At 65.0% G+C, this 15,340-nt stretch carries 15 protein-coding genes; 12 read left to right on the top strand and 3 right to left on the bottom strand.

The window, feature by feature from the left end; all coding sequences use genetic code 11:
- A partial coding sequence (locus BLS48_RS29850) for an IS30 family transposase (RefSeq protein WP_143019528.1) occupies window positions 1–306 on the top strand: 306 nt, incomplete at its 5' end.
- A 96-nt stretch (window positions 307–402) separates the two neighbouring features.
- Here the strand turns inward: BLS48_RS29850 and BLS48_RS29845 are convergent.
- Window positions 403–1,665: a glycoside hydrolase family 5 protein gene (locus tag BLS48_RS29845; RefSeq protein ID WP_091585574.1), complete on the bottom strand. Its 1,263-nt coding sequence runs from the start codon at window positions 1,663–1,665 to the stop codon at window positions 403–405.
- Window positions 1,662–2,831 (bottom strand): DUF1972 domain-containing protein, encoded by a 1,170-nt coding sequence (locus tag BLS48_RS29840; protein WP_091585572.1) that lies wholly within the window; start codon window positions 2,829–2,831, stop codon window positions 1,662–1,664. Before BLS48_RS29840 ends, BLS48_RS29845 begins: the two co-directional genes overlap by 4 nt.
- A 321-nt stretch (window positions 2,832–3,152) precedes the next feature.
- On the opposite strand from BLS48_RS29840, the gene BLS48_RS29835 reads away from it, so the two are divergent.
- From BLS48_RS29835 to BLS48_RS36855, 4 genes are all read left to right on the top strand, one after another.
- Window positions 3,153–4,322 (top strand): glycosyltransferase family 4 protein, encoded by a 1,170-nt coding sequence (locus BLS48_RS29835; RefSeq protein ID WP_091585570.1) that lies wholly within the window; start codon window positions 3,153–3,155, stop codon window positions 4,320–4,322.
- Window positions 4,319–5,632: an MATE family efflux transporter gene (locus tag BLS48_RS29830; RefSeq protein ID WP_091585568.1), complete on the top strand. Its 1,314-nt coding sequence runs from the start codon at window positions 4,319–4,321 to the stop codon at window positions 5,630–5,632. Before BLS48_RS29835 ends, BLS48_RS29830 begins: the two co-directional genes overlap by 4 nt.
- A gap of 8 nt (window positions 5,633–5,640) precedes the next feature.
- Window positions 5,641–6,867, top strand: coding sequence for a GNAT family N-acetyltransferase (locus BLS48_RS29825; protein WP_091585566.1), 1,227 nt, complete (start codon window positions 5,641–5,643; stop codon window positions 6,865–6,867).
- A gap of 111 nt (window positions 6,868–6,978) precedes the next feature.
- Complete coding sequence (locus tag BLS48_RS36855; RefSeq protein ID WP_425284752.1) at window positions 6,979–7,068, top strand: putative RiPP precursor; 90 nt, start codon at window positions 6,979–6,981, stop codon at window positions 7,066–7,068.
- 199 nt (window positions 7,069–7,267) lie between these two features.
- Here the strand turns inward: BLS48_RS36855 and BLS48_RS36380 are convergent, their stop codons facing one another.
- Window positions 7,268–7,756, bottom strand: a complete 489-nt coding sequence (locus BLS48_RS36380; RefSeq protein ID WP_244529961.1) for an EthD family reductase — start codon at window positions 7,754–7,756, stop codon at window positions 7,268–7,270.
- 309 nt (window positions 7,757–8,065) lie between these two features.
- Here BLS48_RS36380 and BLS48_RS29815 point away from each other — a divergent pair, with 309 nt between their 5' ends.
- From BLS48_RS29815 to BLS48_RS29785, 7 genes are all read left to right on the top strand, one after another.
- On the top strand, window positions 8,066–8,290 hold the full coding sequence (locus tag BLS48_RS29815) for a hypothetical protein (protein WP_091585597.1): 225 nt from the start codon (window positions 8,066–8,068) through the stop codon (window positions 8,288–8,290).
- A 63-nt stretch (window positions 8,291–8,353) separates the two neighbouring features.
- Window positions 8,354–10,843 carry a DNA ligase D gene (gene ligD / locus BLS48_RS29810; RefSeq protein ID WP_091585562.1) on the top strand — a complete coding sequence of 830 codons (2,490 nt, stop codon included), beginning with the start codon at window positions 8,354–8,356 and terminating at the stop codon, window positions 10,841–10,843.
- 157 nt (window positions 10,844–11,000) lie between these two features.
- The gene (locus tag BLS48_RS29805; protein WP_091585595.1) at window positions 11,001–11,288 is read left to right on the top strand and encodes a GIY-YIG nuclease family protein; all 288 of its coding nucleotides are present in this window, start codon (window positions 11,001–11,003) and stop codon (window positions 11,286–11,288) included.
- Between the two features lie 301 nt (window positions 11,289–11,589).
- Window positions 11,590–12,495, top strand: a complete 906-nt coding sequence (gene ku, locus BLS48_RS29800) for a non-homologous end joining protein Ku (RefSeq protein ID WP_091585560.1) — start codon at window positions 11,590–11,592, stop codon at window positions 12,493–12,495.
- Entirely contained in the window at window positions 12,492–13,622 is a 1,131-nt protein-coding gene (locus tag BLS48_RS29795) for a tetratricopeptide repeat protein (protein WP_091585558.1), read from the top strand. Before ku ends, BLS48_RS29795 begins: the two co-directional genes overlap by 4 nt.
- A 232-nt stretch (window positions 13,623–13,854) precedes the next feature.
- Window positions 13,855–14,508, top strand: coding sequence for an alpha/beta hydrolase family protein (locus BLS48_RS29790; RefSeq protein ID WP_091585556.1), 654 nt, complete (start codon window positions 13,855–13,857; stop codon window positions 14,506–14,508).
- A gap of 34 nt (window positions 14,509–14,542) precedes the next feature.
- Window positions 14,543–15,313 (top strand): exodeoxyribonuclease III, encoded by a 771-nt coding sequence (locus BLS48_RS29785; RefSeq protein WP_091585554.1) that lies wholly within the window; start codon window positions 14,543–14,545, stop codon window positions 15,311–15,313.
- Window positions 15,314–15,340 lie beyond the last annotated feature (27 nt).

Raw genomic sequence — 15,340 nt, 5'->3', positions numbered from 1 at the left:
AGCACATTGCCCGAAGAGTTGCGGCGCTCGTTGACATGGGACCAGGGCAAGGAGATGGCTCGGCACAAGAGCTTCACCGTTGCCACCGACCTACAGGTCTACTTCTGCGATCCGCGCCTTCCCTGGCAGCGCGGCAGCAACGAAAATACCAACGGTCTGCTCAGGCAGTATTTCCCCAGAGCTACCAACTTCTCCCACGTCTCGCAGGACCAACTCAACGCCGTTGCCCTGCGGCTCAATCAGCGCCCCCGAAAAATCCTGGACTTCGAAACGCCCGCCGATAGGCTACAGAAGGTGTTGCAATGACCTATTGAACCCACCGGCGCAAAGTTGCCGTTCGCTTCGTGGAAGACGTGAGTCGACTTCGGGTCGAGCTCGTTCGGAGTGATTGGGTTTTTGACTCTAGTCCGCCGGCATGGTCAGGCCAAGCGCGTCGATGATGGCGGGGTCCAGCGCCCGCGTGGTGTCGTCCATCATCCCCATGCCGTCGAAGAGATTCCAGAATGCCCAGGCAAAGCCGAGATCCTCGGCGCCCTGGCGCACGTCGGCGATGTAGCGCGCGCGATCGGGGTTGGGCGCGGCCACATAGCGGGCGTCGGTGCGCAGCGCGCCGAACTCGCCCATGACGATGCGTTCCGGCTCAAGGCCATGGACGTCGCCCCAGGCGCGAACCTGGCGCAGATATCTGTCGACGAAGCCCCGGTCGGGCTGGGCGTCGAAATAGACCTTCAGCACGCGCTCGGTTTCCGCATAGGCGGCGCGCTTGGCCTCGTCGGTCGTTTCGGTGTCCTTGGCCATACGCGCCCTGACGGACGCCAGCGTCCCTTCCAACGAGCCGGCGGATGCCGGCCATGGCACGTTGTTGAGCGAACGGTAGACGGGCTCGCGCATCCACGGCGCGCCTTGATGGCTGAACAGGTAGGGTTCGTAGAAATGGAAGGTGAACAGGATCGGCTCGAACGGCGACAGCGGCGCCGGATCGAGCGCGGTCAGCCCGCCGACCATCGAGCCGCAGCCTCCGGTGACGACCAGCGGCAGGGTCGCGGAGGATGCCCTTGCCGCGGTCAGAAGCGCGTGCTGGACCTGCGACCAGACGTTGGACGCGCAGGCCTGCGGCGGTTCGTTGACCGGCTCGAGCGCCACCTTGCCCGGCTGGAACCGCTCCAGCCTGCCGGCAAGCTCGCCGATCAGCCCCCGGTAAAGATCGAAGGCGGGCGCGGCGGTGCTGGAGACCATGCGGTCAGGGTTCCAATAATGGGTGGCACCGTTGGCCTGCACGTTGACGATGATGCCGAGATCGGCGTCGAGCGTGGCGGTGACGGCCTTGTCCAGCATGTCCAGCAACTGGCCGCGGGACGTGGCGTCGGCCGCCAGGAAGGGGCCGGGATCGACGGGCAAGCGGATGAAATCCAGTCCGGTCTCGCGCAACCGGCGCAGGTCGGCCGATGTCGGAACCGGCCGTTGCGACTGGAATGGCGGCCAGCCGTAATCGGTGCGAGGTGCCGGAAATTCACGTGTCAGCGAAAACCAGGGCCAGGCGTTGACGCCGCGCCGAAAATGCGGCGCCTCGGCGGCGCGGGCGGTCGGCGCGATCGGGGCGGAGCCGAGCGCCGCCGCCGTGGACAGCGCCGCCTTCAATACCCGCCGGCGTGACCAGCCCGTCATGCCGTGCCGGGCGAAGGACGATCGATCGCGACGGCCTCGGCGGCGGTCATGCCGAGCAAGCGGTAGGCTTCACGCTCATAGGCAAGCAGGACGTCCTCCCAGCGGAAGGCTTCATGGGCACGCGCCCTGGCGGCCTTGCCGCAGGCCGCGACAAGGGCGTCGTCGTCCAGGGCCTGTTGCATCCGCTCGGCGCAGCTGGCGGTATCGGTGAAATAGATGGCGGCAGCCCCGGCGGTCCACCTGTTATAGGGATTGTCGTGGGCGATAACCATGTTGCCGGCGGCCAGCGCCTCGACCAGCGATGGGTTGGTGCCGCCGACCGTGTGTCCGTGCAGATAGGCGCGCGCGTGGTAGCGCAGCGCCTTCACCGTTTCCTGGTCGTAGATGGCACCCGGCAGAACCACCGAGCCGTTCGCCGCCTTGCGGACGGCGACGTGATAGGGGATTTGGTCGGAAAGCGTGCCCAGCACCACCAGCTTCATGTCGCGCTTGCGGCTGCAAAAGGCTTCGACGATCGGCAGGATGTTGTTGTCGGGTTCGATGCGCGCGATCGAGATCAAATAGCGTCCTGGCTCGATGCCGAGCGCCCGAACCGGCGCCTCGGGCGCCGATGTCACCGGATCGGCGCCATAGGCGATGGTGGTGATGGCGCTGCGCGGCCGGCGCGTCGCCAGATGGTCGGCGATCGCTGGATGATCGGCGACCAGGCGATGCGAGGTCCAGGCGGCGATCCATTCGTTGAGCCAGAACCAGGTGCGCGCCGCCATCCCCCATTTGGGACGGCGCCACTCGATGCCGTCCATGTTGGTGATGATCTTGCGCCGCATCAGCCTGAGCCAGGTCAGGAAGATCCCGCCATTGTAGCCGAGGACGAGGCAGACGCCCGGCCGCCTGGCGGCGTCGCGGGCGCATTGCCAGTCGAATTCCAGTGTCGCGCGCGGCCCCCTCGAGGCGACCTCGACGTGGATGAGCTCGATGCCGCGCCAGGTTTCGCTGCGCACCCTCTGCCCGATCCGATCGACCTCCTGCTGGCAGTAGACGCCGACCTTCCAGCCTCTTGCGGCGAGAAAGAGAGCCAGTCTTTCGGCGAAGGTTTCAAAGCCGCCATGGGCCGCGGGTATGCCGCGCGTCCCCAGGATCAGAATGGCGGGCGTCTCTGGTTTCATGGCCGGCGGCACTTTCGGATGTATTCCATGTACATTAGCGACTGCTGCATCATCAGGAAGCGGAAGCGCAACTTCCGTGCCATCTCCCGATTTCGGCGTTCGGGTGGATGATCATCGCGCCGGGTTGTAAAAAAACTGTATTGAACCCGGTGGTTGTTTCATTATCGGTCAACCCTTCTGTGCGTATCTGTGTCGAAACGAGGCATTGCCAGGGATTTGGCGTCCGGCGTCCGGACGGATCAACCAGGCATGGTTCTTGCGACAAGGTTCCAGCACGCCACCGGCTAGCGCGATGGTTGCGGCACCTGGCGGGATACAAAGATGCGGATTGCCTGCGTTCATCAGGGATATGAACTCTATGGTTCCGACCGCAGCTTCGCGGAGAGCGTCGCTGCGCTGCGCGCCGCGTTTCCGTCGGCCGACATCGAAGTGGTGCTGCCGCGCAGCGGGCCGATCGTGCAAATCCTGGAGGGCCATGCCAGCCGGATCGTCTTCGAGCCGCTCTGGGTGCTGAGGCGCCAAGCCATATTGCGCCTGGCGACGGTCGAGATGGCGCGGCTGCCGATGGCTGTGTTGAGGGCGTGGCGCCGCCTCAGGGATTGCGATCTCACCTACGTCAACACCTCGATCGTGGCCGACTACGCGCTGGCCGCGCGCTTTGTTCCGGACAAGGCTGTCCTGCATATCCACGAAATCCCCGAAGGCGCCATGCGCCGGGTGCTTGTCGGCCTGATGCGCTGGAGCCATGCGGACCTCATCTTCAACTCGCGCGCGACGCGCGCCGCGTTCGGCGATCCCAAGGGCTCGCGCACGCATGTCGTCTACAACGGTGTCGCCGGGCCGGCGGCCGCCCAAGCGATGACCTATGACGGCAAGCGCCCGTTGCGGGTGTTGCTGCTCGGCCGCGTCAACAGGATCAAGGGCCAGGAAGTCCTGCTGGAGGCGATCGCTTCGATGCCGGCGGAATTGCGGTCGCGGATCGAGGTGCGGCTGGTCGGCGGTGCCTTCGAAAGCGTCGAGCGCGAGCGCGCGCTGGCCGAACTGGTCGAGAGCATGGGCCTGGCCGAACGCGTCAGCGTGTTGCCTTTCGTGCCGGACCCCTCGGAGCATTACCGCTGGGCCGATATCGTCACCGTGCCGTCGCGGCGTCCGGAATCGCTGGGCCGCGTCGCCATCGAGGCAATGGCCCATGGCCGTCCGCCGCTGGTGTCGGCGATCGGCGGGCTGGTGGAAGTGGTCATCGATGGCGAGACGGGCTGGCATGTTCCGCCGGGCGATGCCGCGGCGCTGGCCGGCAAACTGCGGGAGATCATCCTGCGGCCGGACGCCTGGCGTGGTTTCGTCGCCGCGGGGCGGTCGCGATACGAGGAGCTTTTCAGCGAGGAGGTGGCGGCGGCGGCGATCGCGGCGATCGCCACGGACAAGCTGAGGGCGGCGCTGGCGAAGCCTGGCCGGGCGCATGTCGCCCGCGAAGCGGAGACCAGTTCGTGAAGTTCGCGTTTCCCGCCCATCTGCTGCGGCGTCTCATGCTGATGATCGGCGGCGAGGCCATGCAGAGCGGCTTTCACTTCGCGCTGAACATAGCGCTGCTGCATGTGCTGTCGGCGCAAGGCTACGGCATCTTCGCCATCGCCATGGTGATGGGGGGCGTCGGCCTGTCCTACATCCGGTCGCTGACCGCCGTGCCCGCCAGCATATGGATGGGCAAGAGCAACAACCGCGCAGGCGTCGACGCACACGATGTCACTTTCGGATCGGCGGCGCTCGTCGTGGCGCTGGTCATGGCCGCCGCCACGGCACTGCTGATGCAGCTCTGGGGTGAAGCAAGCGGTGTCGCCGCCGGTTGCTTCGTCGGCGCGTGGTCGCTGCGCAGTTATATGCGCACGGCATTCTTCGCACGCCGCCAACAGATGATTGTCTCCATCAGCGACTTTGTATTCACGGTCGCGGGCGTCGCGTTGACCGCGCTGGCGATCTGGGTGGCCGCGAACGTGCTGCAAGCGGTCTTCTATGCACTGGCGGCGGCCAACCTGATCGGCATCGTCGTGCTGGTCCGGCTGGCGCGCCGGACGCTTCGCATCAGCTTCCGCATGCCGGCCCGGCGACGCTACGCCAGGCTCTGGCCGCAGCTGCGCTGGTCGGGGTTCAGCGCCACCACCACCAACATCCAGGGGCAGTGCCTGGCGCTGCTGGTCGCGGGTATTGCCGGACCGGCCGCTTACGCGCCACTGGCGGCGGTTCTCGTGCTGTTTGGCCCGCTGCGCATCATCAGCCTGGCTTTCATGAACATGATCCAGCCGGAACTGGCGAAGCTGATGGCGAAGAACGAAGTCGGCCGCGTCTGGACGCAGGCCAAGATATGGGCCCTGGTGATGGGGCTCGGCAGCCTGGTCTATGGATGCGGCATACTGTTCGTCTTGCCAATGATAAAATCCCAGGCTCTCGCGGACGCCTCGATAGGCTTCATCGGGCTCCTGGCGATCGCGAACTATGTGCCCATCATGCTCTACATCATGCCCCGCGTCATCCTCGAGATACTCGGCGATTTCCGGATGGTCGCCTTCATCACGACGGCCGGCGCGATCGTCGGACTGATCCTGATCGCCATCCTGCTGGCGATCGCGTCTCCGCCATGGTCGCTCGCCGGTGCCGCTGCCTCCGAGATCGTCGTGCTCGTGGCCTCATGGTATTTCGCACACCGCCACATGCGAGCGCTCGAGCCGAGGGATGACCGCCATGATGGCCACTCAACGTCGTGGCGACAGGCCGAACACGTCCCGCTTGCCACGGGAAAAAGATAGGTGACGACATGTCGATCCAGGCAATGACGATAGAGCCGGCAACCGGGGCGCCGACATCTGGCGGCCAGGCGCTGGGCCAGGGCGCCGGCGTCGCCGGAGGCGTCTACACGGCTCGGCTGCACACCAGCCTGGAAACAGTCATGCCACTCTGGCTTCGGTGCCAGGCAGAGGGCGTGTGTAGCGCCCATCAATCCTATGCGTGGGCAGAGGGGATCGCCAAACGGTTGATGCCTGAAGGCGCCGAACTGATTGTCGTGGAAGTGACCGACGCCGGTACCGGCGAACTCAAGATGCTGATGCCGCTGATGCGGAGCTCGAGGTTCGGATATCGGGTGATCGAATGGCTGAGCTGCGGCGTCTGCGACTATTCCGCGCCGTTGCTGGCGGACAGCAGTCCCTGGACCCGGCAAGCCGCCGAGGCGGCATGGGCGGCGATCCGATCCGTCCTTCCGCCGGCAGACCGCATCCATATCACGGGAATTCCGCGAGAGATTTACGGCGTCGCCAATCCACTGGCGATGCTGGCATCCGCCGGCGATTCCAGCCTCATCACCTCCGGGCTCGTTCTGGCGGGCGATCCGGAGACCCTGATCAAGCGCCACGGCAGGCCGTCCTTCGTCAAGACCTTCAACAAGGACTGGCGCCGGCTTGAACGGCACGGCAGCGTGGATCTGGTCGAGGCCAACACGCCGGGCCTGGTGGAGCTGATCTTCGGCGCCCTGGTCGAGATGCGGCTCCGGCGCTTTCGCCAACTGGGGCGGTTCGACCTGCTGGCGCAGCCGGCGGTCGTCGATTTCTACCGAAACGCGGCGCTCCAGGGCCTGTCCGACGGATCGGTGCGGGTCTTCGGATTGCGCGCCGGCGAGGACTGGGTCGCCGGCCAGTACTTGCTAACCCGACAGGGCACCTTGCATGCCCTCCTGATCGGCATAGACCAGGAGGTGGTGGTCAACGCCTCACCGGGCTTGGCGATCATCGGCAGACTGATGGAATGGGGACTCCGGCAGGGCTTCAACTATTTCGACCTGTCGGTTGGCAGTCAGCCCTACAAGGAACAGTTCGGCGCCGAGAGTTCGGTCCTGGCCACGCTCGACGAAACGCTGACGCCGCTCGGCAAGGGCGTGGCCGCCGTCGCGGCGCTTCGCGAGCGGGTCGAGCTTTTCGTGCGCTCCAACCCGCGCCTGTCCAAGGCCGGCCAGAGACTGGTGCGCGGCTTGCGGCGATTGAAGAACTGAAGCGCCTGTCCGACCTTGTGATGGCTTTCCCCGGTATTTCAGCGGCAGCTTGACAAAGGGAAGGCGCGGGCGCCACTTGCCGACAGCCATTGGGGGCTTTGGGGGATATCGATGAAAAAGACTTATGAAAAGCCGACGCTCAACAAGCGTCAGCAGCTCACCCGCGTGACGGCACTCACGGTCCTGTCAGGCAAAGAATAACAATCGACACCATTGAAAAGCCAGCCCGCCGCAGAAAGGTGGCGGGCTTTTCCGCGCTGATCCCGATACAGGCGAATGATCGCCCGAAGCCGCCGGCGACCATGCGTCCGTGGCCTTGCCGGGCGAAGTAGAGCTTTGTTCTTGACGCGATTCCGGACGGAAAACCGTTTCACACTTTTCCCGGAATTGCTCCACCGCCTCACATCGCCTCAGAATCGAAAAGCAACATCATCACGTCGTCGTCTTCGGGCGCGTATTTGCGCCGGTCGACGGCGCAGGCCTTGCCGATCTCGCTGGCAAATGCCGCGCGAATGGCGTCCAGGCTGTCGAAATAGAGGGTCGCCACGATGTAGGGTATCTCGCCCGGCGACAGGCTCACGATCGGCCGCTTGCTGACATCGTAGCGGCGCAGGCCGGGAAGTTGTTTCGCGAGCGGCAGATGGATGTCGAAATAGTGCCGGTCGAAAGCGGCGGGATCGGCAGGGGTTTTGTAGATAACGAGCATTTTGGCCATGGTGGTGCTCCCTATGGTGTGATCGGCGCCGCGATGTTCGTCGGCGCCGCACCAATGTCGTTCGGGGGGAGCGGATTTCGACAGGGGCGGGGTTTTTCGCGGAACCAACGACTGGGCCTGCGCCTCATGATATTGGCACGCCGCCATCCGTTCGCGACCGGCCGGCGTGAGCATGGCCCGGCGCCGTGGCCCCCGCCTGTCAGGGCCACGACCTCGAGGGCGCTTGATCCAGGTCAAGGTGAATTGGCGCCGATGCGCCTATCTGGTCTCCTGTCTTGGGAAGGACGCAAGGCGGGCGGGTGGTTCCAGGCCGGCAAGCTGCAAACAGCCCCGGTTTGGGCCACCCGCAACTTTGTGAGGAGACCGTGCCGCATTTGCAGGCCACCCGAAATTGACAGGACAGCGTGTCTCCGTCATCCTTGAGCCAGTCGCCAGGCTGCGGAAGCGGCTGTGTTGCGTGTCAGGGCGACCGAGGGCAGCGTCATGTTCAGTCCCGTCATCGGCCAGAATTCGAAGCGCGCAGCGGTACGCAAGGCGCTCGACCGCCACAAGGTCTACATCACCGCGCAGAGTTTTTCGGCGGGCGCCTACCAGGCACGCGTGCTGGTCGACGGCGAGGCCTATTGGGTCGACGAATTCCGGCTCGCCCAGCTGCAGCAGGGGCTGTCGCCGGCCGAGCTCGAACTGACGCCGGCCGCCGACGATTGAGAGCGTGATCTCTGCTCGTTCCGGAACGCTGGTGGGACAGTGGGAAGGATCACGGCGTACGCCATGACAACCCCGCCCAAACTCCAAACCTATCGCGCCAAGCGCGAATTCTCGAAGACACCGGAGCCGGTTGGCGGGCTGGTCGCCGACGAAGGCAACCGCTTCGTCGTGCACAAGCATCACGCCACCGCCGATCACTATGATCTGCGCCTGCAAGTCGGCGGCGTGCTGAAGAGCTGGGCGGTGCCGCGCGGGCCCTCGCTCAATCCGGCTGACAAAAGGCTGGCGGTCGAGACCGAGGATCATCCGCTCGAATATATCGACTTCGAGGGCGTCATTCCCGAGGGCGAATATGGCGGCGGGCCGATGATCGTCTGGGACACCGGTACCTGGGCGCCGATGGACGATGTCGAGAAGAGCCTGCGCACCGGCGCCTTCAAGTTCCGTCTGGCCGGCGAAAAGCTCAATGGCGGCTGGATGCTGACGCGGCTGAAACCAAAACCCGGCGAGGACGAAAACAAGAAGAACTGGCTGCTGTTCAAGGAGCGCGACCTTGCCGCCGATCCCAAGCTCGACATCCTGGAAGCACGGCCGGAAAGCGTCAAATCCGGATTGCGCATCGAGGAGCTGGTGGCGCCGCCAAAGCCGGCCGCCAAACCCACGCCCAGACCGGGCTCGCTGAAGCCCGGCACGCTGCCGGGTGCCTTCAAGGCCCCGGCGCTCAGCCGCATCGAACCGCAGCTGGCGATGCAGGTGCCCCGGCCGCCCGACGGCGAGGACACCAGAGAGGTCTGGCTGCACGAGATCAAGTTCGACGGCTACCGCACCATGGCGCATGTCTCCAACGGAGAGGTGCGGCTGATCACCCGGGGCGGCATCGACTGGACGAAGCGCTATGGCGATCTGCCGCATGCCTTCGCCAGACTGCCGTGCCGCGATGCCATCATTGACGGCGAGATCGTCGTGCTCGACGCCAAGGGCATCAGCCGCTTCGCGCTGCTGCAGGACGCGCTGGCCGAAGGCGCCGGCAGCAAGCTGCATTTCTATGCTTTCGATCTCTTGTATCTCGATGGCTGGGACCTGACGAAAGCGCCGCTCGTCCGGCGCAAGGCGCTGCTGGCCGAATTGCTCGCTGGCCTTGGCGCCAATTCCGCTATCCAGTTTTCCGATCATGTCGAAGGCTCGGGGCAGGGGCTCTATGACCAGGCGTCGGAGCTCGGGCTGGAAGGCGTCGTCTCCAAGCGCGCCACCGCGACCTACCAGAGCGGCCGCACCAAGAGCTGGACCAAGACCAAGGCGCTGCAGAGCGGCGATTTCGTCATTGCCGGCTACACCACATCGGACGCGGCCGAAGGGCTGGCGGCATTGGGCCTCGCCGAATTCGAGGATGGCGAGCTGCACTATCGCGGCAAGGTCGGCACCGGCTTCGATGCCGGGACCGCCGGCGAGCTGCTTTCCCGGCTGGAGCCGCTCACCGCGGGCGCGTCCGCGCCCGAGGGCGTGCCGCGCGAAATCATGCGCGCGATGAACTGGGTGCGGCCGCTGCTGTCGGCCCGCATCCACTATGCCAACCGCACGGCGGACAATGCGCTGCGCCACGCGGTGTTTCGCGGCCTGCGCGATGTCGGCCTGTCGACGCCGGTGTCGGCCAAGCGCAAGCGGCTGATCTCGGAGGCAGACCTTGCCACCATCTGGGTGACCAACCCGACGCGGCGGCTGTTCGGCAAGACCGGCCCGACCAAGCTCGACATCGCCGTCTACTACGCGCTGGTCGGCGATTTCATGCTGCCGCATATCCTCGGCCGCCCGGTGTCGCTGGTGCGCTGCCCGACCGGCCTGCCGAAGGACTGCTTCTTCCAGCGTCACGCCTTCACCGGCATGCCGCCTTCGGTGGTGACGTTCGAGGCGACCAATTCCGAGGGCGAGACCAAATCCTATCTCTCGGTCGAAGGCGCCAAGGGCTATCTGGCGCTGGCGCAGTTCGGCGTCGTCGAGTTCCACACCTGGGGCACCCACCGCACCAGCCTCGACAAGCCGGACCAGATCGTCTTCGACCTCGACCCGGGCGAGGGGATTTCATGGCGCGAGGTGGTCGAGGCGGCGGTGCACATCAAGGGCGAACTGGAGGGTCTGGGGCTGGTGCCCTTCGCCAAGACGTCCGGGGGCAGCGGCATCCACATCACTGTACCGGTGACGCGCAAACAGAACTGGAAGAAGCTGCATCAGGCAACCAGTGCCATCTCCACGCATCTGGCGGCCACCGCGCCCGACACCTTCACCACCACCATGGGCAAGGACAACCGCAGGAAGCGCATCTTCATCGACTATCACCGCAACGCGCGCGGCCACACCTCGGCGGCGCCTTACTCGCTGCGCGCCCGCACCAACCTGCCGGCCTCGACACCGGTGAGCTGGACGGACCTGGAATCCATCGATGCGCCGCAAGATCTGAACTATTCCTCGCTGCCGGGGCTGTTGGCGACTTCGGGCGATCCATGGGCGGATATCGGGGATTTTGCGAGGGATTTGCCGGTGTTTGGGACCGCGCGGTAGATCATTTGTGATGGCGCGACCCTCACATTCGTCATCCTAGGGCGTAGTGAGGAGCGAAGCGACGCGGCGCAGACCCTAGGATCCATGCCGTGACGTTGCCCGTAGAATGCGGCACATCAGGATGGTTGGCGATCGTGCCATTCGCTATCGTGATCACATGACCGGCTACGTCTACATGACCGCGAGTCAGAAACGCGGCACGATCTACATCGGTGTGACCAACGACCTTGGCCGACGCATGCCCGAACACAAGTCAGGCCAAGGCTCGCGCTTCACCAGTATCTACGGTGTGCAGCGACTGGTCTGGTACGAGGAATATTTCGACATCACCGACGCCATCCAGCGGGAGAAATCACTCAAACGCTGGCCGCGCCAGTGGAAGATCGAATTGATCGAGAAGGGCAATCCGGATTGGTTCGAGCTCTTTCGCGGAACTGGATGGTGAGCTTTCCGCACCGTTGTGGGGCTCTCAGGTTCCGGCATGGATCCTAGGGTCTGCGCCGCGTCGCTTCGCTCCTTGCTCCGCCCTAGGATGACGAAGGGAAGGACGGCCACTTCCTCGCCCGCCATCGACGCTTCCGACAATTTGAATTATTCTCCGCTGTGACCCCCCGGCGACCTAAAACATTTCGTCAGGGATTTGCCGGTATCGTGCGGGGTCGGTGTAGGATTTGCGCAGACTTGTTCGTCCTTCGGACGAAAAGCGCTGCAGTCAATGTCAGTGCATGGCCGCGTAGGAGTGTTTCATGGCGCCCAGGGCAAGTTGGAAAGGTTACCTCAAGCTCAGCCTCGTCAGCTGTCCGGTCCGGCTCTATCCGGCGACGACCACCAGCGAGCGCATCAGCTTCAACCAGCTGCACAAGAAGACTCACAACCGCATCAACATGAAGCCGGTCGACCCGGAACTGGGGCTGGTCGAGCGTTCGGATCTGGTCAAGGGCTACGAGTACGAGGACAAGCAGTACATCATCATCGATGATGCCGACCTCGACGCGGTGCGCATCGAATCCAACCACACGATGAACATCGAGGCTTTCGTCGACGAGGGCGAAGTCGACGTCATCTATCAGGACGCGCCCTATTACCTGGCGCCGGATGGCGCCATGGCGGAGGAAACCTTCGCCGTGCTGCGCGAAGCCATGCGCAAATCCGGCAAGCTGGCCATTGCCCGCCTTGTGCTGTCCAGCCGCGAACGGGTGGTGACGATCGGCGCGCGCGAGAACGGCATGTTCGTGTGCACCTTGAGGAACCCGAACGAAGTGCGCGGCACGGCTGAATATTTCGGCAACATCCCGGCCGGCAAGCCCGACCCGGAAATGCTTGAGCTCGCCGAAGCGCTGATCAAGCAGAAGGAAACCACCTTCGATCCGAAGAACTATGAGGACCGCTACGAGATCGCGCTGATGGCGATGATCCGCGAGAAGCTGAAGGGCCACAAGCCGATCATCGCGGCGGCGCCTGAACGCGGCAATGTCATCAATTTGATGGATGCGCTGAAGGCGAGCCTGTCGCAGTCGAAGCCGCCGGCCAAGTCCAAGAGCAAGGCCGACGAGGCCGCCAAGCCCGCCGCCAAGAAGGCTGCCGCGGGCGGTGCTGCTGAAAATCCGCTGAAGGCCAATCTGCTCAAGGCGGTCGGCAAGAGCAAGAAATGACGGCACAAGCCGTCTTGGTGCCGGGGGCCGTCTTCGGCACGATCGGCGCGCTGGCGGCGTTTCCGCTGAGGCTCGCCGCGCGCGAGGTCGAGCGCCAGCACGGCCACCTTCGGCGCGGCGTCACCAGGCGCACCACCCATGTGGTGTTCGGGCGGACCTTTCTCGCCAAGGCCGGACTGACCAAAAACGGCGATGCCGAGATCGAGCGCCGCGTCGCCGCCGAGCGCACGGCCGGGCGAACGCTGATCAGCGAGAACGGTTTCCTGCGCCTGCTCGGGCTGATGAAGGCGCCGGAGGCCTCCTCGCTGTCGCGGCAATCGCTGATCGAGCAGTCGCGGCTGTCGGGAGGCGACCTCGACCTGCTCTCGCTGTTCGACGCCTTCGAGCATGACAATGAACCCTATTCCTTCCGCGACCTGATCCTGGCGCGCAAATATGCCGGGCTGGTGGCCGGCGGTGCGACCTGGGGATCGATCGCGCGCTCCGTGCACCGCTCCGGCCCGGTGGCTTCGCTCACCGCCAAGTCGCTCAATGTCGGCTCGGCTTTTGGCCGCGCCGATGCGATCTATCTCGAAGGCGGCCAGAGCGAACTCGACGGGCAGTTGCTGTTCGACCTGGGCATGGCCGGTTCAGCCGGCGACGACACTTTGGAAGAGCTGTTTGCCGAGGCCGAAGCGGCGGAGGAGGGCGGCGACCATGACGGGGCGGCCGCGCTCTATCAGCGCTGCCTCGCCATCGACCCGACCGATGCCATCGCGGCCTTCAATCGCGCCAACTGCTTGCGCGCCGGCGGCCACGCGGCGGAGGCCGCGCATGACTATATCAGCGCCATAAAACTCGACCCGGCCTTCGTCGAGGCCTGGTTCAACCTCGCCGGGCTGATGAGCGAGCAAGGCCGCGAGGCCTCGGCGCGGAGGCACCTGCAAAAGGCGATCGCGCTCGACAAGAGCTATGCCGATCCGGTGTTCAACCTGGCGCGGCTGGAATTCGACGCCGGCAATTTGCTGGAAGCGCGGCGGCTGTGGGTCCGGTATCTCGAACTCGACGCGCACTCCGAATGGGCCCGTGTGGCGGCCAAGGGGGTGCAGTTCGTGGATCTGCAACTGGCGCAAAAGTCGGCGGGGTGATCATGATTGGTGAAAGCCGTGATGACAGCCAATCTCCCCCCTTGTGGGGGAGATGTCCGGCAGGACAGAGGGGGGCGCTGTCCCGCCAACAGACCGGCTCATTTCAGGGCGTCTTACCCCACGGAAATTTGGCCGAAGGCCAGCATTCCTTCGCGCCCCCCTCTGCCCTGCCGGGCATCTCCCCCACAAGGGGGGAGATTGGCAGCGTCGCCGTCGCGCGAGGTGTCGCCCCATGACACACTTCCTCTTCGACGGTCACGACACCGCCCCCGTCACCATCCTGCTCGCGCATGGCGCGGGCGCGTCGATGGATTCTCCTTCGATGACCGCCACCGCCAAGGCGCTGGCGGCGGCGGGCTTCCAGGTCGCCCGCTTCGAATTCCACTACATGGCCGCCCGCCGCTACGGCCACCGCAAACCGCCGCCGCGGGCCGAGACGGTCAACCCGGAATATATCAAGGCGATCGCCGACCTCAGGGCCAAGGGCGTGAGCGGCCGGCTCATCATCGGCGGCAAGTCGATGGGCGGGCGTGTCGCCTCGATGGTGGCGGACGAGATGTTTGCCAAGGGCGAGATCTCGGGCCTGCTGTGCCTCGGCTATCCCTTCCATCCGCCTGGAAAGCCGGACCAATTGCGGACCAAACACCTGACCGGGCTGAAGACGCCAACGCTGATCTTCCAGGGCACCCGCGACGAGTTCGGCACCAGAGATGAGGTGGCGGGTTACGGGCTGTCCGACAGCGTCGAGGTCATCTGGCTGGAGGATGGCGACCACGACCTCAAGCCGCGCAAGAGCGTTTCGGGATTTTCGACGGCCGATCATCTGAAGACGCTGGCGGAGATGGTGAAGGCGTGGGCGGCGCGGTTACGAACTTCGTCATCCTAGGGTCAAACCCGAGGATGACGCAGCGAGTGGCCAAATGAAGATCGCCACCTTCAACATCAACAACATCAACAGCCGCCTGGACAATCTCCTGGCGTGGTTGGCCAAGGCAAAACCCGATGTCGTCTGCCTACAGGAGCTGAAGGCGCGTGACACGCAGTTTCCGCGCAGTGCATTGGCGGCGGCGGGCTATGGCGCGGTGTGGAAGGGCGAGCCGACCTGGAATGGTGTCGCCATCCTCGCGCGCGGCGCCGAACCCGTCCTGACCCGCGATGCCTTGCCCGGCGATGATGCCGACCGGCAGAGCCGCTATATCGAGGCAGCCGTCGATGGCATCGTCATCGCCTGCCTCTATGCGCCGAACGGCAACCCGCAGCCGGGGCCGAAATTCCAGTACAAGCTCGCCTGGCACAAACGGCTGGAAGCACATGCCGAACAGTTGCTCGACACCGGCCTGCCGGTGGTGCTGGCCGGCGACTACAACATCGTGCCCGAGCCGCGCGACATCTACGCCACCCGCTCCTATGACGACAACGCGCTGGTGCAGCCGGAAAGCCGGGCAGCTTTCGCCGCGCTGCTGGAGCAGGGCTGGACGGATGCGCTGCGCAAGAAGCACCCGAAGGAGACGCTCTACACGTTCTGGGATTATCGACGGAACCGCTGGCCGCGCGACGCGGGCTTGCGGCTCGACCATATATTGCTGTCGAAGACACTGGCGCGGCGGCTCACCGCCGCCGGCATCGACCGCGACGTGCGTGGACAGGACGGTGCAAGTGACCATGCGCCGGTGTGGGTGGCGTTGCGATAGCCAGCGAGCGCCGGCGATTCCGCGGAC

It is taken from the genome of Mesorhizobium qingshengii, from assembly GCF_900103325.1.
GTDB lineage: Bacteria > Pseudomonadota > Alphaproteobacteria > Rhizobiales > Rhizobiaceae > Mesorhizobium > Mesorhizobium qingshengii.
The sequence above is the reverse complement of the archived record's forward strand: the minus strand, read 5'-3'. Positions and strand labels throughout refer to the sequence as shown.

Coding starts and splice junctions, on each gene's coding strand:
- BLS48_RS29845 (WP_091585574.1), bottom strand. CDS start 1,665: ATGACGGGCTGGTCACGCCGGCGGGTATTGAAGGCGGCGCTGTCCACG.
- BLS48_RS29840 (WP_091585572.1), bottom strand. CDS start 2,831: ATGAAACCAGAGACGCCCGCCATTCTGATCCTGGGGACGCGCGGCATA.
- BLS48_RS29835 (WP_091585570.1), top strand. CDS start 3,153: ATGCGGATTGCCTGCGTTCATCAGGGATATGAACTCTATGGTTCCGAC.
- BLS48_RS29825 (WP_091585566.1), top strand. CDS start 5,641: ATGTCGATCCAGGCAATGACGATAGAGCCGGCAACCGGGGCGCCGACA.
- BLS48_RS36855 (WP_425284752.1), top strand. CDS start 6,979: ATGAAAAAGACTTATGAAAAGCCGACGCTCAACAAGCGTCAGCAGCTC.
- BLS48_RS36380 (WP_244529961.1), bottom strand. CDS start 7,756: ATGCTCACGCCGGCCGGTCGCGAACGGATGGCGGCGTGCCAATATCAT.
- BLS48_RS29815 (WP_091585597.1), top strand. CDS start 8,066: ATGTTCAGTCCCGTCATCGGCCAGAATTCGAAGCGCGCAGCGGTACGC.
- ligD (WP_091585562.1), top strand. CDS start 8,354: ATGACAACCCCGCCCAAACTCCAAACCTATCGCGCCAAGCGCGAATTC.
- BLS48_RS29805 (WP_091585595.1), top strand. CDS start 11,001: ATGACCGGCTACGTCTACATGACCGCGAGTCAGAAACGCGGCACGATC.
- ku (WP_091585560.1), top strand. CDS start 11,590: ATGGCGCCCAGGGCAAGTTGGAAAGGTTACCTCAAGCTCAGCCTCGTC.
- BLS48_RS29795 (WP_091585558.1), top strand. CDS start 12,492: ATGACGGCACAAGCCGTCTTGGTGCCGGGGGCCGTCTTCGGCACGATC.
- BLS48_RS29790 (WP_091585556.1), top strand. CDS start 13,855: ATGACACACTTCCTCTTCGACGGTCACGACACCGCCCCCGTCACCATC.
- BLS48_RS29785 (WP_091585554.1), top strand. CDS start 14,543: ATGAAGATCGCCACCTTCAACATCAACAACATCAACAGCCGCCTGGAC.